The following is a 24,455-nucleotide window of genomic DNA, read 5'->3' as shown; positions in this document are numbered from 1 at the left end:
TCCAATATTATTAATGATACTTGTGAGCTTTGTTCTGTGGTTATATCGTATTTTCCATAATGACTTTTAGGATGGGTATTTCATAATCACAAACGTTAAATAATATCGGTACATTCCAGTTATTCATTGCTATCCACTTGATTGCAAAATAAAAAAATCGTCCATTGTTAAAGATTTCTTTGCAAAGCTTAATGATAACTATTATCATTATCTCTGTTTTAACTAAGAGATCAGGCATTGTGCACAAACTCAATTTTCATAACTTCCCACTGGGCAGTGCTCGGCGATGAATGAAGTCGAAACTCCTTCTTTTTTGACGCTTTTACAAGAGTTATTAGATATTGGCGGTCCCGTCGTGTGGGTTTTGCTGGGCTTTTCGATCATTGCGGTCAGCATTGTATTAATCAAAATCTGGCAAATGATGTTGATAGCGCCTGAATCAACTGCTACTGCGAATAAAGCCATTGCGCTGTGGAAACAAAATGAGCCTGAACAGGCTATTCGCGTGCTGAAAATCGCCAAACCGTTAGATGAGTTATTAGCGTTAACTATGGAAGGTTTGAGACAGGCTGAGATCCCCAAAGAATTACTTAAAGAAGAGTTACAGCGGTCGCCAGTTTACGAATCAATCAATTACGCAGTTATCTGCGTCCACTGGAAGTCATTGCCAGTTTAAGTCCGTTATTAGGTTTATTTGGGACCGTTCTCGGCATGATCCTGGCTTTTCAGCAGATGGAATTGGCAGGCAGTCAGGTCGACCCTGCAGTGCTTTCTGGAGGGATTTGGCAGGCCTTATTAACCACAGCCGTAGGGCTCGCGGTGGCAATACCTGCCTTACTAGCACATAACTGGCTGGAGCGAAAAACAGAGCGAGTGGCAGCCCTGATCAACGATGGAGTGACACAGGTTTTTACTCATGCACCTTTTATAAAACTCTCAACAATAAAACCAGTTGAAAGCTTAAAAAATGTTGCTTGAACACCCGCTGGCAGCAAAACGTCGATTAATTAGCCTAACGCCTTTAATTGACGTGGTGTTTATCCTGTTGTTGTTTTTTATGTTGTCATCCGGGTTTACCCAGTGGCGGCAGATGGATATTACGGCTGCTAGTGAGTCTTACAACACTGACAAAATACGAACTCAATACTATTTACTGTTGCAAGCCGGTGGAGAATATGAATTTGATCAAAGACGTTACTCTGTTTCAAAACTCACTCCAATAAAACAAAAGCTTCAAGAAGATAAAGCTGGGGTGTTCGTTGTATCCGTTGCTGAAGGTGTGACAACACAGCAGATGATCGATTTTCTCGACCAATTAAAATCCATTGGTGTTGAAAAAGTCAGTTTGTCAGGGTTGGCGATATGATGTTGCTGCCAAAACCTGCAGCGCGAGCAAATCAGCTTGATGACAATATGATCCCGTTAATCAATATTGTTTTTTTGATGCTGATATTTTTTATGATTGCTGGCCAATTGACGGCAAGTGAACTTATCACCATCCAGCCACCAACATCACAACAACAGTCACCGATAGAGGAACACGATGCTGTTTTGCTGGTATCAGCCACAGCAGTGTTGGCTTTGGACGATGCTTTAGTTGAAGCCAACGCCTTAGCCGATAGTTTGCAGCGGAAAATAGCGGACAGTAAGGATCCCCAGACTTTCAAGCTGTTGGTTAAAACCGATGCAAATGTAATGGCAACCGAGTTAACGGATTTACTCAAACAGGTTCGTGCGGCAGGGATATTGAAGGTTTCACTGGCCACTCAAAGCCTGACAGATCGACATGATTAAATTTCGTTATTGGTTATTGGCTATTTTTAGCGCTATGTCGATTCATGTGTTTGCGTTTGGCATGTATACGATTAAACACCCACATTTGCTTAAACCGGTTCCTCCGGTGGTTGAGGCGGGGATTACAATCGATATCAGTATGCTCGATGCCACCACGATGGCAAAACAACAGGCAGCTGCTGCCGCAGAGCCAATGACAAATATTGACGAGCAAACGACGATTACAGAAGTTCAGGAGCGCAATAATGATCCTGTTCAAATAGAGCAAAAGCCCACTAAAACCGAAACAAAAAAACCTTTACAGCAAACTGATATAAAAAAAGCGGTGAACACCGCGCCTGCTATCGATAAGCTTGAACCAAACCCAAAAACATCAGAAAACCTTGCTGCAACAACTGAACCGGCAGAACATGCGGCTGCAAATTCCGAAAAACAGTTGGAAAACACACAAATCGCTGAACAAGGTGAGGCCGCAGAGAGCAGTACAATCTCCAGTCAGGCTGCTTCAGCTATACAACAGGCAGCCCAACAAACCTATTTCAGTTTACTGGCCAGAACATTGGCAGAGAAAAAACGTTATCCGGGAATTTCCCGACGCCGGGGTGAACAGGGCGTAGTACAGTTATTTTTTATTGTCAGCCGTGATGGCAAAATCAGAGAATCAAGAATTGATGCCAGTTCTGGATTCCAAAGGCTGGATCAGGCGGTGATGGAAATGTTGGAAAAGGCTCAACCATTACCGGCTTTCCCAGCAGAAATGTCGCAACAGCAGTTGGAGGTAAAAGTACCGATTGCATTTGAATTAAGCAGTTGACGATCAGCAAACTCAGACACCATCATAGCGATTAGTTTTGTATACAGGAATCTAGCCGATGAATAATCTGGACTGGCATCAAATTCGTGCCGCAGTATGGCGGGCGCATAGCCAAAAACTTAAAGCCATTACTCGGCTGGATTTGATTAAGCTGGATCAACTTATCGGCATTGAAGAACAAAAAAAGCAACTGGTTGAAAATACCCGTCGATTCATTAATGGTGAAACCAGTAATCATGCTTTGTTATGGGGCTCAAGAGGTACCGGTAAATCCTCATTGATTAAAGCCTTATTAAACGAGTTTGCCGATCAAGGCTTACGCATGTTGCAAATCGATAAGGCGGAGCTTGGTTGGTTACCGGAAATTTTGGATGATTTGGAAGATCGGCCATTTCGCTTTGTGATCTTTTGCGATGACTTATCATTGAACAAGGTGAAGAAGGTTTCAAACCGCTGAAAAGTTTACTGGAAGGTGGTCTGGAATTACCGCCGGAACATGTCAGAATTTATGCTACCTCGAACCGTCGTCATCTTATGCCGGAACAACAATCAGAGAATCAGGCCAGCCGCGTGGTGGGAGGAGAGGTGCATTACAGTGACAGCCTGGAAGACAAACTGGCTTTATCGGATCGCTTTGGTTTATGGCTGTCGTTTTATCCACCCAGTTGGGATACATACCTCGCCATGGTGGATACCTTGTTTGAACATGTCACGGTTGATCCCGCTATATTGCATGAACAGGCCAAACAGTTTGCTATGCGTCGAGCCAGTCATAGTGGCCGCACCGCAGTGCAGTTTTATCGACAGTTTGTGAATAATATCTAAGCGCGTCGTTACTGCCTGGTGAGACTGAAAAATAGTTTAGAACAATGGTGCCGAGGAAAGACCAACAATCCCTAACTGATTTGACGTGGCGTTACATCCAGAATCACATTATGGCCAGTTTCATCAGCCAGATTCTGATAAAACCAACCCAGCTTCTCAGTTAATTGTGCAGTAAGTTGTAAGCCAAGCCCAAATCCTAATTCGCTGGGAATGACATCAATATCTGCATTAAACTGCCGATTGATAATACTGATTTGTGGGCCTTGCTGACTGATGATGACTTCGCCTTCCCAGGTATGCTGAAATGCATTGCGAATCAGATTGCCTATGACGATTCTGGCTGCAACTGCACTGATTGAACATTGATAAGACTGGGTATTAATGATGAGATCCACCGTTTTATCGCGTAATAAATAACGCATTTCCTCAGTAATTTCTAACAGCAGTTTATCTATCTCCACCACCGATTCCGGAAGCTTCTCGTTATCTTCACGGCTCAGCCAAAGCAAGGTTTCGGTGAGATGCTGCATGGTAATACTGGCCCGATCAATGCGATCGGCAATATCTTTCTGCATTGGGTTCAAGCTGGAAGAGGTCTGCTGCAATACTTTATGTTGCAACTCAATATTATTACGAATAACACTGATAGGTGTACGTAACTCATGACTGGTATACCGCAGAAATCGGTGCTCCCGATCCAGACTACGCTGTACTGATGACAAGCTGTTCTGGATGAGTTTTGCCATTTGATTGAGTTCTGGATACAAAAAGTCGGGCGCGGGTTGTGACAGCGTTTCCGGCGTTAATGATTGGGTCCATTCGTTCAGTCTAGCAACTGGGGTAGAAATGCTGCGCATTAATAACCAGGTGATTAGCATCAAGGTTAATGCGATCAAAGCACTGACGCCGATTAATAAACGCATGCTTTCGGCCATATTACGGCCCATTAAACTGGAGACATTTTCACGAGAAAGTGTTCTGGTGATGTACACCGATTCGTTAGCTAAATCGACTTTCAAGGCAAAATAGACTTTGTCAGGACGATTAAACCAGTCTGAATCATCTCGTTTGACTAATTCGCCGCTGCGCTGCGGGGGATTTGAAAATACCTGACGAATCTCCAATGGTTGTGATTCCCATCTTCCTGAAAGTTGACTGCCTCTAAAATCAACTAATTCGTTTTCGGCAAGAGATTTGTTATTGGCAATATAGGTGAGTGCAGCGTTTTCCATGCCACCCGTGACGATATTGTCCATACCCCTAATAAAAAAATGAGCGCTTAACAATGAATAGCCCAGCACAATGGTACCGCCAAACAATAAAAAGCTGACGGTCACCAGGCGTTTAAGACTTATTTTACGTTTCATTATCATCCCTGATAGCAATGCCAACGCCTGGAATGGTGTGAAGCAGCGAGGTTTCAAATCCCCCATCAATGGTTTTTCGTAAATGGTGCAGATGCACCTTTAAACTGTCACTGTCCGGTATCTCTTCGCCCCATACCGCAATCTCAAGTCGCTGACGGCTGACGACATTAGGGGATTCACGTAATAACAATTCCAGAATCCGCCAACCAGTAGGAGATAAGTGGAGATTGATATCCGCTCTGCTTAATTGACGTTGCTGAAGATTCATCTGCAAATCGCCACAGCGCAATAGCTGAGTTTGCCCACTGCGACGGCGTGACAATGCATGGATCCGCATCACCAGCTCTTTTAACTCAAAAGGTTTCACCAGATAATCATCGGTACCAGCTGCAAAACCAGCCTGTTTGTCAGTCAGTTGATCGCGCGCTGTTAGCATTAATACCGGAATGTTCGAGCCTTCATTTCGCAGACGTTCACATACAGTCAAACCATCGATCCTTGGCAGATTTAAATCCAGCAGCAATACATCATAATAATTCTGCTGTAACAAATTCAGGCCTGCGGCACCATTACTCGCATGATCACAACTGATGGCTTCTAATTGCAGATAATCCATCACGGTTTGTGCCAGATCTAGATCATCTTCAATAAGTAATACACTAATCATCAGGCTGGTCCTTGTTCAGTTGCCGGCAATACGACTTTGCTGCCACGATGAAAATACTGCGCCACATCGTGTTGAATCATTAATAACAACGGTATCAATATTAAGGTAATGACCGTCGCAAACATGATGCCGTAAGCCAGTGACACTGCTGCGGGAATGAGGAACTGTGCTTGCCTGGAGGTTTCACCCAATAATGGCATCAGCCCGGCAAAAGTCGTAAATGAGGTCAGCAATACGGCCCGTAAACGATCCCTGGCAGACAATAATATGGCTTGTTTCACATCGGCGTACTCTTCTTTTAAATCATTAAATCGAGAGACCAGTAGCAGACTGTCATTCACCACCACACCACTTAATGCGATGATGCCGTTAAGCGACAAAATGCCCAAAGAAAGATCATTCATCCAATGACCCAACAAAGCGCCAACAATACCAAATGGTATCGCAGTCATAATTAATACTGGTTGGATATAGGATTTCAGTGGAATCGCCAGCAGAATATAAATGCCCAACATCGCTAATAAAAACAGATTTAACATCGATGATTGGGTTTCTTCCTGCTCAGCGGCTTCACCGGCAAAATAGACAGTCAGGCCAGGATATTTTCCTTCAAGTTGTGGCACAACATCACGCCTGAGCTGAGCGACAAACTCGGTGACGGAAAGCTGATCTTTATCGACATCTGCTGAGAGATAGATGGCGCGTTTAGCATCGATACGGGTAATGCTGTCTCGTGTAAAACCATAGCTGACATCGGCCACGCTGGATAATGGAATAACCGTGCCATCATCCAGACGGACTCTCGATTTCAATACGTCCGCCGGGTTTTGCCGATCTGCTTCTGGATAGCGAACCTTGACTTCGATTTCATCACTATTACGTTGGTAACGTTGTACTACTTGGCCACCAAAGCCTTGCAGAATTTGCCTGGCCAGCTCATCAGTGCTGAGTCCCATAGCTCGGCCCTGTTGATTGAGTTTAAGTTGTAATTGAGGCTGACCGGGTTGCAAATTATCCTGTAAACCGATAATGCCCGGCATCGTTTCCAGTAACTTATACATTTCAGCACCGGCCAAAGTCAGCACATCATCATCATTGGAACGTAACTCTACCCGAAGCGCATCATCAGATTGACGACCACTTTGAATACGCATACTACGGACGGCTTCAGGCATGCCGACACGTTTTTCCCACTCACGACGAAATTCGATTAAATCATATGGTGAGTCGGCAGCTAATTCGACCGTTACACCACCACTATGATCTGCCTGAGAGAGTAATTGTAAGTTGGCTATTCCACTCTTTCCTGAATCGGTATCTTCACGTAATGATTTATCCGTTTCATAGGCTGCTTGTTCCATCATTAACAAGGTTTCATGGGTACGCCCAAAACTGACATCCTTATGCATCGACACATTTGCCCTAACGGTGTCACCAGGAATAGCCGGGAAAAAGCTCATACGAATGCTACCGTTAAATGGCATGGAAAATACGATGATAAACAACATCATAAATACCATCAGCAATCCATAACGAAACCGCAAAGCGAACTCAATGGCTGGCTGATAAATATATTCGGCAAACCACTGCAAACCGCCATCGGCACCTTGCTGAACTTTACGCCAGCCTGTTGCGAGTATGTTTTGTGAAGGCTTTTTATGCGTGTTCAAATAAGCCAGATGGGCGGGCAAGATCAGTTTGGATTCAATCACTGACATGATTAACGCAATAGCCACCACCGCGGCAAATTGGGAATAAAGTTCGCCAAGTCGACCTTCAATCTGCGACAGCGCATAAAAGGCTATTACGGTAGTAAAAACACCAAATAAGGTCGGCACGGCTACTCGCATGGTGCCTTTTATGGTGTTTCGCAAGGTGTCGCCTTCCTTGGATCGGACGCTGTATATACTTTCACCGACCACCACGGCATCATCGACAATAATGCCGAGAGCCATCAAAAAGCCGAAAGTGGTAAATGAGTTGAGCGACAAACCTGCATAGGAATCGCCCATGAAAAACAAGGTGCCGAGAAACACAAAGGGCAGTCCCATTGCCACCCAGAAAGCAACGGTCAGGTTTAGAAAAACAGCCAGCAGGACAAATACCAGCACAATCCCTGTCAAAGCATTTTTAATCAATAAGTTCAGTCGATCCATGATGCTGGTGCTGCGGTCATACCAGGTTGCAAGTTCCACTTGAGCAGGCAATTTATTGCTGTTTTGCCATTGCTCGACGATTTGATAAGCATCGGCAACCGAGTCAGCAATATCATCCAAACCGGTGGTGACGACCTGTACACCGATACTGTCTTTGGCCTGAAACCGTGACAGCATGGAGGTATCATCATCAAAACTGTCCAGAATATAGGCCACATCGCCCAATAAAATCTGCTGTCCGTTGTCGTCGGTTAACAGTGGGATCCTGGCAAAATCCTGTTTTAAATAGGCTTGTTCAGAAGCATTCAGTTGCAGATAAACATTTTCATTACGCAGCACAGCTGTTAACGGGGTAGATGAATTGCTATTAATCGCATTTTCGACATCGCTTAATGACAGTCCGTAAGATTGCAAACGACCATCGTCGATTTCGATCATCATCATTGGATCCAACCAGCCGGAAATGGTGACCCTATTGATAGTGGATTTGGTTAACAGATCTGCTTTGAGTGTTTCAGCGAGCTGCTGCAAAGTATGACGATCAGTATCACCATACAGTTGTAACCAGATAGCATGTTCTTCCCGTTCGGCCTTTTTGATCACCGGATTTTTGGCTTCAGCAGGGAAGGTGGATATCGCATCCACTTGCGCTTTAACATCACGCATCAGCGTGTCGAGATCGTAACCGCGTTGCATTTCCACTGTGACGGTGACGCCGCTGCGAGTCGAGTCGCTGGTAATGGTTTTAATACCAATGATACCTTCCAGCTGCTCTTCAATTTTGATCGCCAGACCTTCTTCAGACAATTTTGCCGAGCCGCTGTCATAGGAAACTGAAATTGTCAGGCTGTCTGGTTCACTGCTGGGAAAAGCTTCTTTGCGTAAATCACCAACAGACATTAAGCCCATGATTATAACCAGTAGCATCAACAGGTTAGCCGCTACCGGATTGGTGGCAAACCAACCAATAATGCCGCTGCGACCGATATTTTTACTCATAATCTACCGCCTCAATCGGGGCGACGGCCATGCCTTCAACGTAGCTACTGATTGGTTGCAATAAGATTTGTTGTGGGGAGTCGATTAAAGATGAAGGTGGTTCGATGTAAATAAAGTGCTCATCACTAAATACTGGCGAAGTAGCGAATTTAGCCAGATTACGCTCGGCTGTCACATGCCAGATCTCTCCACGTTGGCTTAAGCTGGTTAATGGTACTTGCCATAGATTATCCATTTGCCGACCACCCAGGCTGACCTCGACAAATATACCGGGGTAGATTGCTGGTTGTTGATCCAGCGGTTTATCTACCCCGACAATCAATGAACGTTGACGAGTGGTGCCATCAAGGTGTTGTTCAACTCGCAACACTTTCCCTTGCCAGCTCGCATCGCCTTCCACAGCATGTAAATCAACAGGCCACTCACCGGTAACCAAACTTTCGGCTTCAGGCAAACTCTGCCATTCACGATCGGACAGCGAGACTTTTACTTCAACCCAATCAGTGCTGTACAAAGAGGCTACTTGGGTTCCCGTCTGTAGATAACTGCCGGGGGACACATCGCGGGTTATGACCAATGCATCAAAAGGCGAGCGAATAATGCTCTGCTGTAAATCTTTTTCAGCACTGGCTAATAATGCTTCGGCATTAGTTACACTGGCTGCTGCACTGGCTAATTGGGGAACGCGTAATACCAAATCCGAATCCGGATCACCGTCAAGTCCAGAAGCAGCCCATTCCACCTGAGCCTGTAAACCCTGACGCTCTTCTTCCAGATAGACGAGTTTGGCTTCGGCAAGTTGCTGTTTGGCAGCTGCTACTGCGGCACGATAGTCACTGTTTTCCAGTCGCAGCATTTCGTCACCTTTTTTCAACCGGAAACCGGTTTCAAAGCGGGGAGATAATTGTTCGACTTGTCCGGCGACCTGCGCCGCCAGAGTGATATGGTAATGCGGCTGAGTGGCGCCATAAGCGCTGACTTGGGACTGATAGGTTCCCGGCATAACCGTTATCACCGAGACTTCAGGACGTATTTGCGGTACTTCTCGCACAGGTAGTGGACGGTTGGCATAGCGTTCAATCTGATTCTGAGTGAACATATAAATAGCGACAAAGGCCAGTAAAGCTCCTAGAAATACTAACCATTGAACTCTTTTAGTCATGCTCTAGCCTCCAGCCCCAGTGCCAATCCCAGTGAAATTCGATTTAACAGCCGTTGATAAATAAGGTCGTCCAGTTGTGAGCGTAGATCAAAGGTTTGCTGCTGCACGATCAACAGATCCAGTATGGTTCGCAAACCACTGCGATAATTTGCCTGATATTGACGTAGATTGTTTTCAGCACTGGCTAGCGCCGTTTCAATATGTTGCTGGCGTTTGATCAAAGCCTGTTCCTGACTTAATGCCTGTTCGATTTCTGTTACCGCATTTAATAAGGTATCGCGATATTGTTGATAACTGAATGCAGTTTCCAGTTCGCGAATTTCGGCTTCGGCTCTTAGTTGCCCACCTTGATACAGCGGTGCCGTTAATTGTCCCAATAAGCTCCACACTGGGGCAGTAAATAAACTTGCCCGGGGAGAGCTGCCGACATCTTCTAATACTGCTTGCAGATTAAGGCTGGGTAACAAATCTTTATAAGCGACATCGGTTCGAGCACTGGCAGCTTCTATTGCAGCGTAGGCGGCTAACAGATCAGGACGGCGATTTAAGGTTTGTTCAGGTAAATCAATTGCTGGAATAACAACTTCGGGGTACTCAGTGGGCAGCGAAAATGCCGGGTTATTGACCTGGCCAACCAGGGTTTTCAGTTGAATAGTTTGTTGACGGTAATTTTCAGTTAACGCTTCAATATTGGCAGCGGAAGTGGCCACTGAGCTGCGAGCACTGTCTAAATCTTCCAATGTGCCTAAACCTTGGCGGTAGCGTTGCAGAATAAAGCTTTCAGTTTGCTGCAGGCTGTTCAGACGCTGCTGTTCAATATCAATCGCCCGTTGCTGTGCAATCAATGTTAACCAGACTCGCATAACTTCGGCGGCTAAAGTGTCCCGTGCTGACTGATACAAAAGGTTTTGTTCGGTGATATCAAGATTGGCAGCACGTTCATTGTCAGCCAGTTTGCCCATAAATCGGCTTGCCAGCTGACACTGACATTTGCACCGAAACTGGCATCACTGTCACTGCTGTTGAGCGCGGATAGACCGGAACTGACAAAAGGGCGTTTCTCGCCAGAGACCTGGATTAATTGAGATTGGCGAATTTGCAGGGTCAATAATGTTTGTTGCAAGCCGGGATTGGATTGCATGGCGACTTGCAACAGTTCTTCGAACATAGCGCTATCAACCAAATCATTCAGATAAGCGACCTCAGTCTGTTGCGGCAGATTCTGCCACTCCGTTACCTGTTGCTGTTCGGTGGAGATCAATGTGTCGTAATTCGGTTGTTCTGAAGTGATGCTGCATGCTGCCAATAACAGCAATGGCAATAAAAACAGTTTTTTTAGATATCGTTCCGGGTTGATAACGTTCACCTGATATCGCGCTCCCTATGAAATGGGTGTCAATGTGAACGCCAATTTAATGGTCTGAGGGTTAATGCAAGGTTAACAGCCGTTCTTTTCTGTTGGATTAACTCGGCAACTGCGTAAAATCAGGGTTTTGATAACCAAGCCAGCGATGGCACATCCGCTCATCACGCTAATCATCGGCCAGAGGCTGCCATCTCCCAAAGAACTTACCAGTAATCCGCTGGCTGCACCGGATAAAAAGCCAAACGAACCCAGCACTGCGGTAGCGGTGGCACTACTACGCGGGAAAAACTCCACAGTACTGGCCACGGCATTTGACACAATCAGTGCCTGACAACCAATAAATATCATGATGCCGGCAACAATCAGACTCAAAGCTGGGGCGGGGATAATCAGGATATACAGCAACATTATTACGCCGATAATGACTTGCAGAATTTGCCCGAGTCTCAATAAACACGGCGGGTCGTAGAAATGTAACAGCCGGACATTAATACGGTTAACCACAATCATCATTAATACATTGACGCCGAATAACAGTGGATACACGGAAGCCGAGACGCCGAAATACACCATATAAACAGAAGGTGAGGCGGTTATAAAACTGAACAAACCGCCATAGGTAAAACTTTGCGCCGCTAGATAGGCCAAAGCTTTACGATGCGTTAAAACTTCGATATAGCGGCGCAGTGCGGAGGTGGTCTGGGTAGGCTGAATGCGGGTTTCCGGCAATAGGCGATAGAGCAGCAGCCCGATTAATAATGCATAGACAAACAACACAATGAAAATGGAATGCCAGCCGGCAATATGCAGACAAATCATGCCAATAAGCGGAGCAAGTAGCGGCGCAATCATCATGATAATCGCCATATGTGATAAATAGCGTGCGCTATCTCGACCACTGCTGATATCGCGGATCACGGCTGAGGAATTGACGATCGCCATGCCGCCACCTATCGCCTGAATAATTCGCCACAGCCATAAGCCATGCAGAGTATGACTAAGCACGATGCCCATGCTGGCAATGCAAAATAAAGTTAGGCCGATAAAGATGATGCGTCTGCGGCCAAAGTGATCTGATAGTGGACCACCCGCCAACTGACCGACAGCAAAACCCGCCAGAAACAAACTGAGCGATAATTCAATCGCATGAATACTGACGGCAAATTCGGCTGCCATTTGTGGCATAGCGGGCAAATAGGCATCAATCGCAAGTGGTGCGATAGCTGTTAACCCAGCTAATAACAAAATAAGCTGTGCCACATTGTGGGTATTGATAGCGGGTTGTTTATCCATTTTTGCAGTCAATCAACTTCCTTTGATTTAGCAAAGAGAGGGTTACATTATCAGGATATTACGATGCTTTTTCTGGTGTATCACCTAATGCTGGACTTATTTCAGGATCTTGCTTTGGCAAGGATTGCGGTCTTAATTCACGCATATCAAAACCATTAGGTTGTTGAAATACCCGTAAACCAAATTCCGGCAATATGGCTAGCATATGATCAAAGATATCTGACGCAATGCCCTCGTATTCAATCCAGTTGGTGGTATTGGTAAAACAATAAATCTCTAAAGGCAGGCCATTGGCGGTTGGTTCAAGTTGGCGTGACATCAAAGTGTAACTCTGATGAATACTTGGATGATTTTTCAGATAATTATTCACATATGCCCGGAAGCTACCAATATTGGTGATGCGCCGAGTATTAACCGGTTCCTTGCCCCATTCAGCCAGTTGTTGATTCCACTCATCAATATCTTTTTGTTTTTGCTGCAAATAATTATCCATCAGACTGAAACGATGCAGTTTCTTACGCTCATCATCCGATAAAAAATGAATACTTTGCTGATCAATCAAAATGCTGCGTTTGATGCGTCGTCCACCCGATTCCTGCATGCCGCGCCAGTTTTTAAACGGATCGGTAAGAAAGCGTTTGGTCGGAATAACACTAATGGTTTTATCCCAGTTCTGCACTTTCACCGTATGCAATGCAATATCTATAACATCACCGTCGGCATTGAGTGGCGTCATTTCAATCCAGTCACCGACACGAATCAAATCATTGGAATTGATTTGCACGCTGGCTACCAGTGACAGCAAAGTGTCCTGAAAAATCAATAACAATACCGCAGCCATCGCACCCAGCCCTGACAATAAAATCAGTGGTGAGCGGTCAATTAATGAAGCGATGATCAATATTGTGGCAATCGCAAATATGGCGATTTTAAGAACCTGGATATAACCTTTAATCGGTTTCAGATGTGCATCTGGGCGCTTGCTGTAGGCGTCGTTGACAATCGTCAGCAGACTGCCAAGACCTAAGGCGATAGTCAGCACGATAAAAGCAGAGGTAACGTTTTGCACCACTGTGACAGCGGTTTCAGAAATGTTCGGGATAACAACAATTCCAGTCGACAAAATAATCGCTGGAACAATATTGGCCATCCGTCTGATAAACGGGGAGTCCGCCAAAGATGAATAACGACCTAATTGACTGGTTTTCAGAATGCGGTAGACACCACGAACCAGAATACGTTTAACCAACCAGTTTGCTATCCAGGCAATAAGGACCAGCAAGAAAAGGCCAACTACAGTGTAGAGATGAGGATGGTTTTCTAACCAATCGACTAATAGGTAATAGCTTTCCACACAATGCTCCGCAGCAGATTTCAGGGGGCTGATTGTAGCATTCAAACAGTTATAAAATCCGGTACATCTAAACACTATTTTAGTGGGGAACTTTCCGGCAAAGTTTTGAGCACAAAGCAAATTACTGTATATTGGCCGGTTTTCCGAATAAGCCCAATTATCAACGTGAAGTCTAATCCACCCTAGCGTATCACTTCCCTCAGGACTTAATCTGGTCCTTGATGTTTAACACATCGTCCCCGCCAACAATGCGGTTGTGCTGGTTATCGCCACCGTTAAAAGAATGCAGTCGACATCAAAATGTCACTCAGCTTGGCAATAATTTTTATCTGAAAAAATCTTTTGAACACAGGAAGCTGATTAATGTTGCAAAACCTTAAACGAGACTGGTTTTCCAATATCCGTGGCGATTTGATCGCCGGTATTGTTGTGGCCTTGGCGCTGATTCCCGAAGCCATTGCTTTTTCAATCATCGCCGGCGTCGATCCGAAAGTCGGTTTATATGCCTCATTCTGTATCGCGGTGATTATCTCAATCGTTGGTGGTCGCCCTGGCATGATCTCAGCGGCTACTGCAGCCATGGCAGTATTAATGGTCACGCTGGTTAAAGAGCATGGTCTGGAATACCTGCTAGCAGCAACATTACTCACCGGTGTTATTCAGATTGTGATGGGTTATTTAAAGCTGGGAAATCTGATGCGTTTCGTTTCACGCTCAGTCGTGACGGGCTTTGTTAACGCATTAGCTATATTGATTTTTATGGCGCAATTACCCGAACTAACCAATGTTACCTGGCATGTTTATGCTATGACGGCTGCGGGCTTGGGTATCATCTATCTATTCCCTTATGTGCCAACAATTGGTCGTTTATTGCCATCACCACTAGTCACTATCATTGTGCTGACCGTAGTTGCAGTCGTATTCAATATCGATATTCGAACCGTTGGTGATATGGGTGATTTGCCGGATACCTTACCGATATTCTTGTGGCCAGATGTACCGTTAAATTTTGAAACCTTAGCGATCATTTTTCCCTATGCCATGGCTTTGTCAGTAGTCGGCTTGTTGGAATCGATGATGACAGCAACTATCGTCGATGATTTAACCGATACATCAAGCGACAAAAACCGTGAATGTAAAGGTCAGGGCGTTGCCAATATTGGTTCAGGTTTACTGGGCGGTATGGCAGGGTGTGCAATGATCGGTCAGTCGATTATCAATATTAAATCCGGTGGGCGTGGACGTTTATCTACCATGACAGCCGGCTTGTTCCTGTTGTTTATGGTTTTGGTTTTGGATGATCTGCTAGTACAGATTCCAATGGCTGCTTTGGTTGCTGTAATGATCATGGTATCGATTGGTACCTTTTCATGGACATCAATTCGTGATCTGAAAAAACATCCTTTGTCGACCAACATCGTCATGGTCATGACCGTACTGGTCGTGGTGTTTACCCATAATCTCGCTTTAGGTGTATTTGTTGGCGTACTGCTGGCAGCCTTGTTCTTTGCCAATAAAGTCGCGCACTTTATGGTGGTAAAAAGTGACCTTAGCGAACAGGATACTAAACGTCTTTATGAAGTCAGAGGTCAGATCTTCTTTGCCTCAGCGGACAAGTTTGCAGCGGCATTTGATTTTAAAGAAGCGCTAGAAAAAGTCGAAATTGATTTGAGTTATGCCCATTTTTGGGATATCACCTCCGTTTCTGCACTGGACAAAGTCGTACTCAAATTCCGCCGAGAAGGTACTGAGGTTGAACTGGTGGGCATGAATGCTGCCACAGCAACTATTGTTGACAGATTTGGTGTGCACGATAAGCCGGAAGAAGTCGAAAAAATGCTCGCCGGTCACTAATAAATAGAGGATTGAGAGAGATGACAAAAATAATAGCCTGTATCGATGGTTCGATAACGTCACCAGCAGTCTGTAAAGCTGCCGCTTGGGCAAGTTACAAATTACAAGCATCACTTGATTTATTGCATGTGTTGGATAAAACCGAATATCCCAAACCTGAAAACAGTAAAAATCTGTCAGGCAATATCGGCTTGGGCAGTCGTGAAAACTTGCTGAAAGAGCTGGTTGAGCTGGATGAAAAACGCAGTCGTCTGGCATTGGAACATGGCAAAAACATTTTGCATGACGCCAGTTCATTAGCCCAGCAACATGGCGCCGTTGAGGTGACAACGCATCAACGTCATGGTGGTTTGATGGAAACCTTGTCCGATATGCAGGATGACACCCGTGTTTTGGTGTTAGGTCGTCAGGGACAAGCTCATGAAAATGAAACCCATAGTCTGGGTAGTCATCTGGAAAATGTGATTCGTGCGTTGACTAAACCCATTCTGATTACCTTGCCGGAATTTAATGTTCCGCAGCGCTTTATGATTGCTTTTGATGGCAGTGCAACAGCCACCAAAGCCCTGGAAAAAGTTGCTGTTAGCGATCTGCTGAAAGGTTTGGAATGCCATATCGTTATGGTGGCTGAAGACGATTCTAATCATCAAGCTCAGTTGGACAATGCAAAGCAACAACTTATTGATGCGGGCTTCGAAGTCACTACTGCGTTATTACAAGGTGCAGTGCAACCGGCGCTTCATGATTATCAACGTAAAAACGCTATTGATTTGATGGTAATGGGTGCGTATGGCCATTCACGTATCCGTCAATTTCTGGTCGCAGTAACACTGCCAAAATGGTGCGAATGAGCGATATTCCAATGCTATTGCTTCGCTAATCAGGAAATTACGTTTGAATCAAATGAATATTGTGCAGTTGGAAAACTACCGGCAGAAATTGCTAGAACTTAAATTGGTGTTGTTAACCGATAATGACGTGGATAACACCAGGCTGGTGGAAATCCAACCTTCACAGCTGGATGTCTTATCTTTTCATTTACAAATTAAAAAACAAGAAGCCATTAAATACAAACAAGCTCAACTGCAGGCTATTGACGGTGCATTGAGACGCATCGAGCAGGATGATTTTGGCTTTTGTTATGTTTGTAATCAACCCATCAGTGAAGCCCAATTAAATTTCGATTTGACGGTCACAAGATGCATCAAGTGTGCTGATAAAGCATTTGAATGAACTTCAGCTTTTTTAGTTTTTTAAGACTACAATTTCAGCATCAATTCTGTGCTTTATTAATTATTGGAATTATTCATTGGCTAATTCTATAGAAGGGCAATCTGCATCAGATATTCGGATTGATGGAATCCAATCCTTTGGTTGTCTTATTCGTTTTGACAGTCTTTTACAGGAAGTTTTGCAAGTCAGTGTAAATTTGCAGGAAAAGCTGGGTATATCCATAGACAAGGCACTGACATCTGCACCAAAGGATATTCTTGGCAGCAAATTACAACAGCGCATAAAACAGTCTCTAAGTAACAACTTACGTTTATCAGCTGCATTGATCATCAATCGTCAGGTGCTTGGAACTTATCAACGCTTTTATGTGATGGCATATCGCAGTGACGATTCAATTATTATTGAATTTGAACCACTTTCCCGATCTGGCGAACAGCGTCTAATGCCAATCGTTAATGAATGGTTGAGTCGTTTGGCACAGGTTCAGCAGATTGAATTGTTGCAGCAAATGTTAGTACAGAGCATACAAGCTGTTACTGGTTATGATCGTGTCTTGTTATGTCAATTTGATTCGCATTGGAATCGTACAGCTATTGCCGAAGTCTGCCGTAATCCATCTCGAAGTTTATTGAATTATCGATTCCCAGCCAGTGATATTCCTGCTCAAGTCAGAAACCGTTATGTTATTCAACCGCTACGCAATATACCGGATGTCAATGCGCAAATAGTGCCTTTAACACCAACTTCAGCTGATCTTGACCTGCCGCAGTTAGATTTAACCGCGGGAATGCTGCGTGCATTATCACCTCATCACCAACGCTATTTACGTGAGATAAAAGTCGCTGCTTCATTGAGCATAGCGATTGCGGGTGAGCAACAACTTTGGGGAATTCTTACTTGTCATCACTTTACAGCTGTTGAGGTGTCTGCAGCAGAGCGCGATGCAGCTTTTAATTTGGTGCAGATGGCAACACAAAGAATGTTTTTATTACAAGCCAGGCAGCAAGCAACGTTTTTGCAGCAGGTGTTAGATAGTCGTGAATTGCTTTCAACGGAACGTGACAAAGTGGTTCAACCAAAAGCTTTACTCGAGAAATATGGCAAAAACTGGATGCAGTTGTTCAATTGCAGCGGTATTGCCTTGCTATATCATGATCAAGTGAGTTGCACCGGCGAAACGCTCGATAGTTATGAGCTGGATATTGTGGGCAAGTGGCTTTCTGAACACAATGGGAATAAGGTTTGCTGGGCTTGTGATCAACTATCAAACAGTCCATTGGATAAACTGGTCAATCTGCGCAGTCGTGCTGGCTTATTGGCCGTACCTTTACCCATTGAGCAGAATCAATCCGGATGGCTATTGTTATTCCGCAATGCTAAAAAAGTACAATTTAGTTGGGTAGGCAAAAAACAAATTATAGAGGCCGAGACCTCAAACCCGCTGCATCGAGTTGAAGAACGTGGTTACGAAATTTGGGTAGAAACTATTGATACCGAAGCACCCCGTTGGTCAGTAAAGGAACAGCATGCGGCGCAGGATCTGGCCGAAGATTTAGCGGTAGCAATTACCGTTCACCAAATCAGTCGGTTGAATACTGAATTACAACGGGCGAACAAACAGCTTAAAGAGATTGCTCATACCGATACATTGACCAAAATCTGGAACCGCTATCGAATGGAATTGGCCATTGATGCCGAGCTAGCCGCAGCAGAACGTTATGGACATCCTTGCTCGATTTTGCTGTTTGATGTGGATCGTTTTAAATCAGTTAATGATACTTATGGCCATGATGTGGGCGATCAGGTGTTAACCAGACTTGCTGAAGAAGTACAATCAAAACTGCGGATAAGTGACAATTTAGGCCGCTGGGGTGGTGAAGAATTTATTGTTTTGGCCTCGCACAATTCGCTTGAAGAAGCGATAGCATTAGCCGAACGTTTACGACAACATATCGAAACGGTTGAATTCAAAACTGTTGGCAAGATCACTGTAAGCATTGGGGTTGCCGAAGCTATACCTGGCAAGGAAAGTCGTCGACGTTTGTTCGAACGAGCTGATCAGGCGATGTATCGAGCCAAACAATCTGGGCGTAATCGAGTGGAAGCCGCAAGCACCGAATTGTCTGCATCCTGATTTTCATCCAAAATACGCGGTTTATTGCCCGTGCTGCCATGCCGATTGGCCAATCCATATTTTAAACTGAGTCAATATGTCCGAAAGCCTGTTACAGAAACAAGTCTCTAAACGCCGTACCTTTGCCATTATTTCGCATCCTGATGCGGGTAAAACTACGTTGACTGAAAAACTCTTATTATTCGGCGGCGCGATTCAGATGGCCGGTAGTGTCAAATCCCGTAAAACGGATAAACATGCGACCTCTGACTGGATGGAAATGGAAAAGGAGCGGGGCATTTCGGTCACTTCTTCGGTCATGCAGTTTCCCTATAAAGATCGCATCGTTAATTTGCTGGATACCCCCGGCCATGCTGACTTCTCGGAAGATACTTACCGTACGTTGACCGCTGTGGATTCGGCATTAATGGTCATTGACAGTGCCAAAGGTGTTGAAGAACGTACCATTAAATTAATGGAAGTCTGTCGGTTACGCGATACGCCTATTCTGACCTTCATTAATAAACTGGATCGTGAAGGGCGAGATCCACTGGATTTGCTCAGTGAAGTTGAAAATATTCTGAATATTCGTTGTGCGCCAATCACTTGGCCAATCGGTATGGGCAAAGGCTTTAAAGGTATTTTTCATCTTTATCACGATAATGTTCGTTTGTTCGAGGCGCATGGCGGCAAAGAAGCGGGCGAATTGATACAAGGCTTGGATAATCCACGGCTGGATGAGTTGTTTGGCTCAATGGCCGAAGAATTACGTGAAGAAATCGATTTGGTACGCGGAGCCAGCGATCAATTTGATTTGGATGCCTTTTTATCTGGACAAATGACCCCGGTGTTTTTCGGTTCCGCGATGAATAACTTTGGCGTGACCGAATTGATGGATGCCTATGTTGAATACGCGCCAGCACCGCAACCACGTGAAACTAAAACCCGTGATGTCGCGGCCGATGAAGAGAATTTCAGCGGTTTTGTGTTTAAAATTCAAGCCAATATGGATCCAAAGCATCGGGATCGTATTGCCTTTATGCGCGTTTGCAGTGGTCATTACACCAAAGGCATGAAATTACGCCAGACCCGTATTGGCAAGGACGTCACCATTGCGAATGCAGTCACCTTTATGGCGGCAGAGCGTGAACAGGCTGAAGAAGCCTGGCCTGGAGATATTCTCGGATTACATAATCACGGCACCATTCAGATCGGCGATACCTTTACTCAAGGTGAAGATTTGCAGTTCACTGGTATTCCATACTTTGCACCAGAATTATTTCGTCGGGTGCGATTGAAAGATCCTCTGAAAAACAAAGCGCTGTTAAAAGGTCTGCAACAGCTTAGTGAAGAGGGTGCCACACAGTTATTCCGTCCACTGGATAACAATGACTTAATCCTGGGGGCGGTCGGTGTGTTGCAGTTTGATGTAGTTGTACATCGTTTGAAAGGTGAGTACGGGGTGGAATGTGCTTATGAGCCGGTTCAGGTCAATACGGCACGTTGGGTGTATTGCGATGATGTGAAAATGCTGGAGGAATTCAAGCGTAAAACCTCGATGAATCTAGCGTTGGACGGTGCGGATAACCTCACATACATTGCTCCAACCCGCGTCAATCTGGAGTTGACTATGGAACGCTGGCCGGATATTGATTTCCGGTCAACCCGCGAACATCTCTAATAAGGCTTGCCAGCGAACGGACTTCTCAAGCAGAATGAATTTCTAATCGTTGCCGGAGAGAGAGATGAAAGTCAGACTCATTACCAAAAATAAAGGTAAGCCGGTTATCGGCCTGACACCGAAAGACTCCTTGGATAAAGCAGTCCATTTAATGATGGAACATCGTATCGGGTCATTGGTGGTTACGGAAAATGGCGCTCTGGTGGGTATTCTGTCAGAGCGTGATTTACTTAGCGTGTTACACAAAAAACATGCGATGTGGGAGCCGAAGACGGCCGCTGATGCGATGACACCAAATCCTTACACCTGTGATCCTGATAATACGCTGGAAGAGGTGATGAATATGATGGTGGAACATAATATCCGCCATTTACCAGTGGTTTACAAAGGCCGGTTAGAAGGCATGCTATCGATTACCGATGTGGTGGAAGAGCTGCTGAAAAAAGCCAAATTCGAAAATAAACTACTTAAAAACTATATTCAAAACTGGCCAGATGCCGAGCATGAGGATTAACTTTTAAGACTCGGGTAACTTATCCATTCTTTCAACTTGTAGTCGATTATCCTTGGCGAATTCCAGTAGGAACTCGAAAAGCATCACATCATCTTCTTCAAGCTGAGCATCAATCACCACACATTTCGTGCCTTCCAATGAGGCCAATTTAACGTTGGGATGAAAGATAATCCGCCTACCCGGCCCATAGCTGGCCACTGCACCACACAATCTTTCCGCCCAATCGCTGGGACGGAATTTATCGCCGTCTTCAGTGATGCCTTTAATGATCACTTTTTCCGTTGCAGTCATCGAATTTGGTGCTCTTGAATTTACATAATGGATATTGGTTGAGCATTTTACTGGAAATCAGGCCCTAGCATCAGCCAAAGCCAAAACAAACTGTTTTCAGTGATTTAGGTCGGCGCGAAAAACCCGTATAATCGAGCGCTTTATTATTTGACGACAACGAGACGTTTTGTGGCCGACTACAAACACACTTTAAATCTTCCTGCGACTGAGTTTCCGATGAAAGCGGGACTGCCTACTCGCGAACCCGTGATTTTAAAGCGTTGGCAGGAGCAAGACCTTTACCGGCAGTTGCGGGAAACCAATCAGGGTAAACCGAAATTCATTCTGCACGATGGCCCTCCGTATGCCAATGGTGATATCCATATTGGTCATGCCGTCAATAAAATTCTCAAAGATATTATTCTCAAGTCTAAAACGCTTAGTGGCTTTGACACACCGTATGTTCCCGGCTGGGATTGCCATGGGCTGCCTATCGAATTAAATGTCGAGAAAAAAGTTGGCAAACCGGGCGTTAAAGTGAGCCCGGCAGAGTTTCGTCAGGCTTGTCGTGAATATGCGGCCAAACAGGTTGATGGACAGCGTGAAGATTTCAAACGTCTGGGAGTATTAGCTGATTGGGATAACCCTTATCTGACAATGGATTTTCAGTTTGAAGCTGACATTATCCGCACTTTGGGTGAAATCATTGAAAACGGCCATCTGCACAAAGGTGTAAAACCGGTGCATTGGTGTGTGGATTGTGGATCTGCGTTAGCCGAAGCCGAAGTCGAATATGAAGATAAAACCTCACCGGCGATTGATGTACGTTTTCAACTGGTGGATGTTGCTGCATTTGATAATGCCTGCCCGAATAACGGGACTGGCCCGGTCGGCATCGCTATCTGGACTACCACACCATGGACATTGCCCGCTAATCAGGCCGTCTGTCTGCACCCAGATTTAGAGTATGTCGTGGTGCAATGTGCTGATGAACGTTTAGTGTTGGCTGAAGCGCTTTATGAAAAAGCTCTGGAACGTTATCAGTTAACCGGTGAAGTCATCGCCCGTTGTAAAGGTGCTGAGCTGGAAGGTTTATTGCTTCAGCATCCGTTTTACGATCGTAAAGTGCCAGTCATCTTAGGCGATCATGTCACCACTGATGCCGGTACTGGCGCAGTACATACCGCTCCGGGTCATGGTCAGGATGACTATATCGTTGGTCTTAAATATAAACTGGAAGTTGATAATCCGGTCGGTGGTAACGGTGTGTTTTTACCTGACACCCCGGTATTTGCTGGTGAATCGGTATTTAAAGCCAATCCGCTGGTCATCGAATTATTAAAAGAAAAGAATGCCTTGTTATGTCATGTGGATATCCGTCACAGCTATCCGCATTGCTGGCGGCATAAAACGCCGATCATTTTCCGCGCCACACCTCAATGGTTTGTCAGCATGGAGCAGAATGGTCTGCGCGATCAGGCAATGCAGGCAATTGCAGCAACCAAATGGATGCCGGATTGGGGCCAAAAACGTATTGAAAATATGGTGACAGGTCGTCCGGACTGGTGTATCTCCCGTCAGCGTACATGGGGCGTGCCGATCCCGTTATTTGTGCATCAACAAAGCGGGGAATTACATCCTGACTCGAAAGCACTGATCGAAAAAGTGGCATTAGCTGTTGAACAAAAAGGCATTGATGCCTGGTTTGATATGGACGCCAGCGAGCTGATTGGTGCCGATGCCGACAATTATTTCAAAGTTACCGATACACTGGATGTCTGGTTTGATTCCGGTGTGTCGCATGCCTGTGTGTTAACCCGTCGTGACGGTTTGCAACGTCCTGCTGATCTCTATCTGGAAGGCAGTGATCAACACCGTGGCTGGTTTCAGTCATCCTTATTGACCTCGGTTGCCACTACTGGCAAAGCACCCTACAAGTCTGTATTGACTCATGGTTTTACTGTGGATGCCGAAGGCAAAAAAATGTCCAAATCCAAGGGCAACACGGTTTCACCGCAAAAAGTGGTGAATAACCTGGGTGCGGACATTATTCGTCTGTGGGTAGCAGCTACCGATTACAGTGCTGAAATGAGTGTGTCGGATGAAATCCTCAAACGCACCGCCGACTCTTATCGACGTATTCGTAATACTGCACGTTATTTATTATCGAATCTGAATGATTTTGACCCTGCAAGCAATCTGGTGGCTACCGATGAATTGTTACCGTTAGATCGTTGGGTTTTGGATCGCGCATATCATTTGCAGCTGGAAATCCTGGCGGCCTATGAAAGTTATCAGTTCCATTTGATTTATCAGAAAGTGCATAACTTCTGTGCCAATGAGCTGGGCAGTGCTTATCTGGATATCACCAAGGATCGTCAATACACAATGCCAACGGACAGTCTTGGACGTCGTTCCTCACAAACAGCGATGTTCCATATTCTGGAGGCATTAACATGCTGGATCGCGCCGATTTTGAGTTTTACTGCTGATGAGCTGTGGGAGTTTATTCCAGGCAAGCGTAATGCTTCGGTGTTATTGAATGACTGGTATCAGCATTTGGCACCCTTATCAGTTGATAGTGCGTTATCAGTTGCAGAATGGCAGCAGTTATTTGCTGTGCGGGATGCTGTTGCCAAAGAACTGGAAAATAAACGTAATCAAGGTGAAGTAAAAGGTGGTTTAACTGCCGATGTAGCTTTGTACGCTGATGAACCGTTGCTGACGATATTGAATAAAGCCGGCGATGAACTGAAATTTGTCTTAATCACATCATCGGCAAAATATTTTTCATTCGCGGATAAATCTGCCACGGCAATTCAGACTGGTTTGAGTGAGCTTGCCGTGGATATTCATGCTTCGACTAATGCACGTTGTGAGCGCTGCTGGCATCAGACGGTAGATGTCGGTACTCATGCCGAACATCCAGAGCTGTGTGGTCGCTGTATTGAAAATATTGAAGGCAACGGCGAAAACCGCCGTTTTGCTTGAGG

General features: G+C 45.1%; 20 protein-coding genes and 2 pseudogenes. 13 read left to right on the top strand and 9 right to left on the bottom strand.

Going from position 1 to position 24,455, the window contains the following annotated elements; translation table 11 throughout:
* The first annotated feature begins 286 nt into the window (after positions 1-286).
* The 6 genes and pseudogenes from E8Q33_RS15810 to E8Q33_RS00490 all read left to right on the top strand — a co-directional run bounded on the left by E8Q33_RS15810 (position 287) and on the right by E8Q33_RS00490 (position 3,433).
* Positions 287-676, top strand: a complete 390-nt coding sequence (locus E8Q33_RS15810; protein ID WP_247869845.1) for a hypothetical protein — start codon at positions 287-289, stop codon at positions 674-676.
* On the top strand, positions 625-978 hold the full coding sequence (locus tag E8Q33_RS15805) for a MotA/TolQ/ExbB proton channel family protein (protein ID WP_371413244.1): 354 nt from the start codon (positions 625-627) through the stop codon (positions 976-978). The genes E8Q33_RS15810 and E8Q33_RS15805 overlap by 52 nt, the downstream gene beginning before the upstream one ends.
* A complete protein-coding gene (locus E8Q33_RS00505) occupies positions 968-1,366 on the top strand; it encodes a biopolymer transporter ExbD (protein ID WP_136552138.1) in 399 nt (132 codons plus the stop codon). The genes E8Q33_RS15805 and E8Q33_RS00505 overlap by 11 nt, the downstream gene beginning before the upstream one ends.
* A complete protein-coding gene (locus E8Q33_RS00500; RefSeq protein WP_069296482.1) occupies positions 1,363-1,794 on the top strand; it encodes a biopolymer transporter ExbD in 432 nt (143 codons plus the stop codon). Before E8Q33_RS00505 ends, E8Q33_RS00500 begins: the two co-directional genes overlap by 4 nt.
* Entirely contained in the window at positions 1,787-2,608 is an 822-nt protein-coding gene (locus E8Q33_RS00495; protein WP_136552136.1) for an energy transducer TonB, read from the top strand. The genes E8Q33_RS00500 and E8Q33_RS00495 overlap by 8 nt, the downstream gene beginning before the upstream one ends.
* Positions 2,609-2,666: 58 nt before the next feature.
* A pseudogene (locus E8Q33_RS00490) lies at positions 2,667-3,433 on the top strand (ATP-binding protein).
* A gap of 71 nt (positions 3,434-3,504) precedes the next feature.
* Here E8Q33_RS00490 and E8Q33_RS00485 read toward each other — a convergent pair.
* The 8 genes from E8Q33_RS00485 to E8Q33_RS00455 all read right to left on the bottom strand — a co-directional run bounded on the left by E8Q33_RS00485 (position 3,505) and on the right by E8Q33_RS00455 (position 13,797).
* The gene (locus E8Q33_RS00485; RefSeq protein ID WP_136552134.1) at positions 3,505-4,800 is read right to left on the bottom strand and encodes a HAMP domain-containing sensor histidine kinase; all 1,296 of its coding nucleotides are present in this window, start codon (positions 4,798-4,800) and stop codon (positions 3,505-3,507) included.
* On the bottom strand, positions 4,790-5,467 hold the full coding sequence (locus E8Q33_RS00480; protein ID WP_136552132.1) for a response regulator transcription factor: 678 nt from the start codon (positions 5,465-5,467) through the stop codon (positions 4,790-4,792). The genes E8Q33_RS00485 and E8Q33_RS00480 overlap by 11 nt, the downstream gene beginning before the upstream one ends.
* Positions 5,467-8,622 carry an efflux RND transporter permease subunit gene (locus E8Q33_RS00475; protein WP_136552131.1) on the bottom strand — a complete coding sequence of 1,052 codons (3,156 nt, stop codon included), beginning with the start codon at positions 8,620-8,622 and terminating at the stop codon, positions 5,467-5,469. Before E8Q33_RS00475 ends, E8Q33_RS00480 begins: the two co-directional genes overlap by 1 nt.
* The gene (locus E8Q33_RS00470; protein ID WP_136552129.1) at positions 8,615-9,784 is read right to left on the bottom strand and encodes an efflux RND transporter periplasmic adaptor subunit; all 1,170 of its coding nucleotides are present in this window, start codon (positions 9,782-9,784) and stop codon (positions 8,615-8,617) included. The genes E8Q33_RS00475 and E8Q33_RS00470 overlap by 8 nt, the downstream gene beginning before the upstream one ends.
* Positions 9,781-10,746, bottom strand: a complete 966-nt coding sequence (locus tag E8Q33_RS00465) for a TolC family protein (protein ID WP_247869844.1) — start codon at positions 10,744-10,746, stop codon at positions 9,781-9,783. The genes E8Q33_RS00470 and E8Q33_RS00465 overlap by 4 nt, the downstream gene beginning before the upstream one ends.
* The gene (locus E8Q33_RS15800; RefSeq protein ID WP_247869843.1) at positions 10,659-11,150 is read right to left on the bottom strand and encodes a hypothetical protein; all 492 of its coding nucleotides are present in this window, start codon (positions 11,148-11,150) and stop codon (positions 10,659-10,661) included. Before E8Q33_RS15800 ends, E8Q33_RS00465 begins: the two co-directional genes overlap by 88 nt.
* A 72-nt stretch (positions 11,151-11,222) precedes the next feature.
* Positions 11,223-12,455, bottom strand: a complete 1,233-nt coding sequence (locus E8Q33_RS00460; protein ID WP_247869842.1) for a multidrug effflux MFS transporter — start codon at positions 12,453-12,455, stop codon at positions 11,223-11,225.
* Positions 12,456-12,501: 46 nt separating this feature from the next.
* A complete protein-coding gene (locus tag E8Q33_RS00455; RefSeq protein WP_136552127.1) occupies positions 12,502-13,797 on the bottom strand; it encodes a mechanosensitive ion channel family protein in 1,296 nt (431 codons plus the stop codon).
* A 363-nt stretch (positions 13,798-14,160) separates the two neighbouring features.
* Between E8Q33_RS00455 and E8Q33_RS00450 the strand changes: the two genes are divergently transcribed.
* The 6 genes and pseudogenes from E8Q33_RS00450 (at position 14,161) to E8Q33_RS00425 (ending at position 21,192) form a co-directional block, all read left to right on the top strand.
* Complete coding sequence (locus E8Q33_RS00450; protein WP_136552125.1) at positions 14,161-15,651, top strand: SulP family inorganic anion transporter; 1,491 nt, start codon at positions 14,161-14,163, stop codon at positions 15,649-15,651.
* A gap of 20 nt (positions 15,652-15,671) precedes the next feature.
* A pseudogene (locus E8Q33_RS00445) lies at positions 15,672-16,531 on the top strand (universal stress protein).
* 23 nt (positions 16,532-16,554) lie between these two features.
* On the top strand, positions 16,555-16,884 hold the full coding sequence (locus E8Q33_RS00440) for a TraR/DksA family transcriptional regulator (RefSeq protein WP_247869872.1): 330 nt from the start codon (positions 16,555-16,557) through the stop codon (positions 16,882-16,884).
* A gap of 76 nt (positions 16,885-16,960) precedes the next feature.
* Positions 16,961-19,018 carry a sensor domain-containing diguanylate cyclase gene (locus E8Q33_RS00435; protein ID WP_136552121.1) on the top strand — a complete coding sequence of 686 codons (2,058 nt, stop codon included), beginning with the start codon at positions 16,961-16,963 and terminating at the stop codon, positions 19,016-19,018.
* 76 nt (positions 19,019-19,094) lie between these two features.
* Positions 19,095-20,678: a peptide chain release factor 3 gene (locus E8Q33_RS00430; RefSeq protein WP_136552119.1), complete on the top strand. Its 1,584-nt coding sequence runs from the start codon at positions 19,095-19,097 to the stop codon at positions 20,676-20,678.
* 64 nt (positions 20,679-20,742) lie between these two features.
* A complete protein-coding gene (locus E8Q33_RS00425) occupies positions 20,743-21,192 on the top strand; it encodes a CBS domain-containing protein (protein WP_136552117.1) in 450 nt (149 codons plus the stop codon).
* A gap of 3 nt (positions 21,193-21,195) precedes the next feature.
* Here the strand turns inward: E8Q33_RS00425 and E8Q33_RS00420 are convergent, their stop codons facing one another.
* Complete coding sequence (locus E8Q33_RS00420) at positions 21,196-21,483, bottom strand: DUF3579 domain-containing protein (protein WP_136552115.1); 288 nt, start codon at positions 21,481-21,483, stop codon at positions 21,196-21,198.
* Between the two features lie 168 nt (positions 21,484-21,651).
* On the opposite strand from E8Q33_RS00420, the gene ileS reads away from it, so the two are divergent.
* Positions 21,652-24,453 carry an isoleucine--tRNA ligase gene (ileS, locus tag E8Q33_RS00415; RefSeq protein ID WP_136552113.1) on the top strand — a complete coding sequence of 934 codons (2,802 nt, stop codon included), beginning with the start codon at positions 21,652-21,654 and terminating at the stop codon, positions 24,451-24,453.
* Positions 24,454-24,455 lie beyond the last annotated feature (2 nt).

Source organism: Methylophaga sp. SB9B, from assembly GCF_004832235.1.
GTDB classification, from domain to species: Bacteria; Pseudomonadota; Gammaproteobacteria; order Nitrosococcales; family Methylophagaceae; genus Methylophaga; species Methylophaga muralis.
The sequence above is the reverse complement of the archived record's forward strand: the minus strand, read 5'-3'. Positions and strand labels throughout refer to the sequence as shown.

Coding starts and splice junctions, on each gene's coding strand:
- E8Q33_RS00475 (WP_136552131.1), bottom strand. CDS start 8,622: ATGAGTAAAAATATCGGTCGCAGCGGCATTATTGGTTGGTTTGCCACC.
- E8Q33_RS00425 (WP_136552117.1), top strand. CDS start 20,743: ATGAAAGTCAGACTCATTACCAAAAATAAAGGTAAGCCGGTTATCGGC.
- E8Q33_RS00420 (WP_136552115.1), bottom strand. CDS start 21,483: ATGACTGCAACGGAAAAAGTGATCATTAAAGGCATCACTGAAGACGGC.
- E8Q33_RS00480 (WP_136552132.1), bottom strand. CDS start 5,467: ATGATTAGTGTATTACTTATTGAAGATGATCTAGATCTGGCACAAACC.
- E8Q33_RS00495 (WP_136552136.1), top strand. CDS start 1,787: ATGATTAAATTTCGTTATTGGTTATTGGCTATTTTTAGCGCTATGTCG.
- E8Q33_RS00430 (WP_136552119.1), top strand. CDS start 19,095: ATGTCCGAAAGCCTGTTACAGAAACAAGTCTCTAAACGCCGTACCTTT.
- E8Q33_RS00500 (WP_069296482.1), top strand. CDS start 1,363: ATGATGTTGCTGCCAAAACCTGCAGCGCGAGCAAATCAGCTTGATGAC.
- E8Q33_RS00485 (WP_136552134.1), bottom strand. CDS start 4,800: ATGAAACGTAAAATAAGTCTTAAACGCCTGGTGACCGTCAGCTTTTTA.
- E8Q33_RS00470 (WP_136552129.1), bottom strand. CDS start 9,784: ATGACTAAAAGAGTTCAATGGTTAGTATTTCTAGGAGCTTTACTGGCC.
- E8Q33_RS00505 (WP_136552138.1), top strand. CDS start 968: ATGTTGCTTGAACACCCGCTGGCAGCAAAACGTCGATTAATTAGCCTA.
- E8Q33_RS00450 (WP_136552125.1), top strand. CDS start 14,161: ATGTTGCAAAACCTTAAACGAGACTGGTTTTCCAATATCCGTGGCGAT.
- E8Q33_RS15810 (WP_247869845.1), top strand. CDS start 287: ATGAATGAAGTCGAAACTCCTTCTTTTTTGACGCTTTTACAAGAGTTA.
- E8Q33_RS00440 (WP_247869872.1), top strand. CDS start 16,555: ATGAATATTGTGCAGTTGGAAAACTACCGGCAGAAATTGCTAGAACTT.
- E8Q33_RS00465 (WP_247869844.1), bottom strand. CDS start 10,746: ATGGGCAAACTGGCTGACAATGAACGTGCTGCCAATCTTGATATCACC.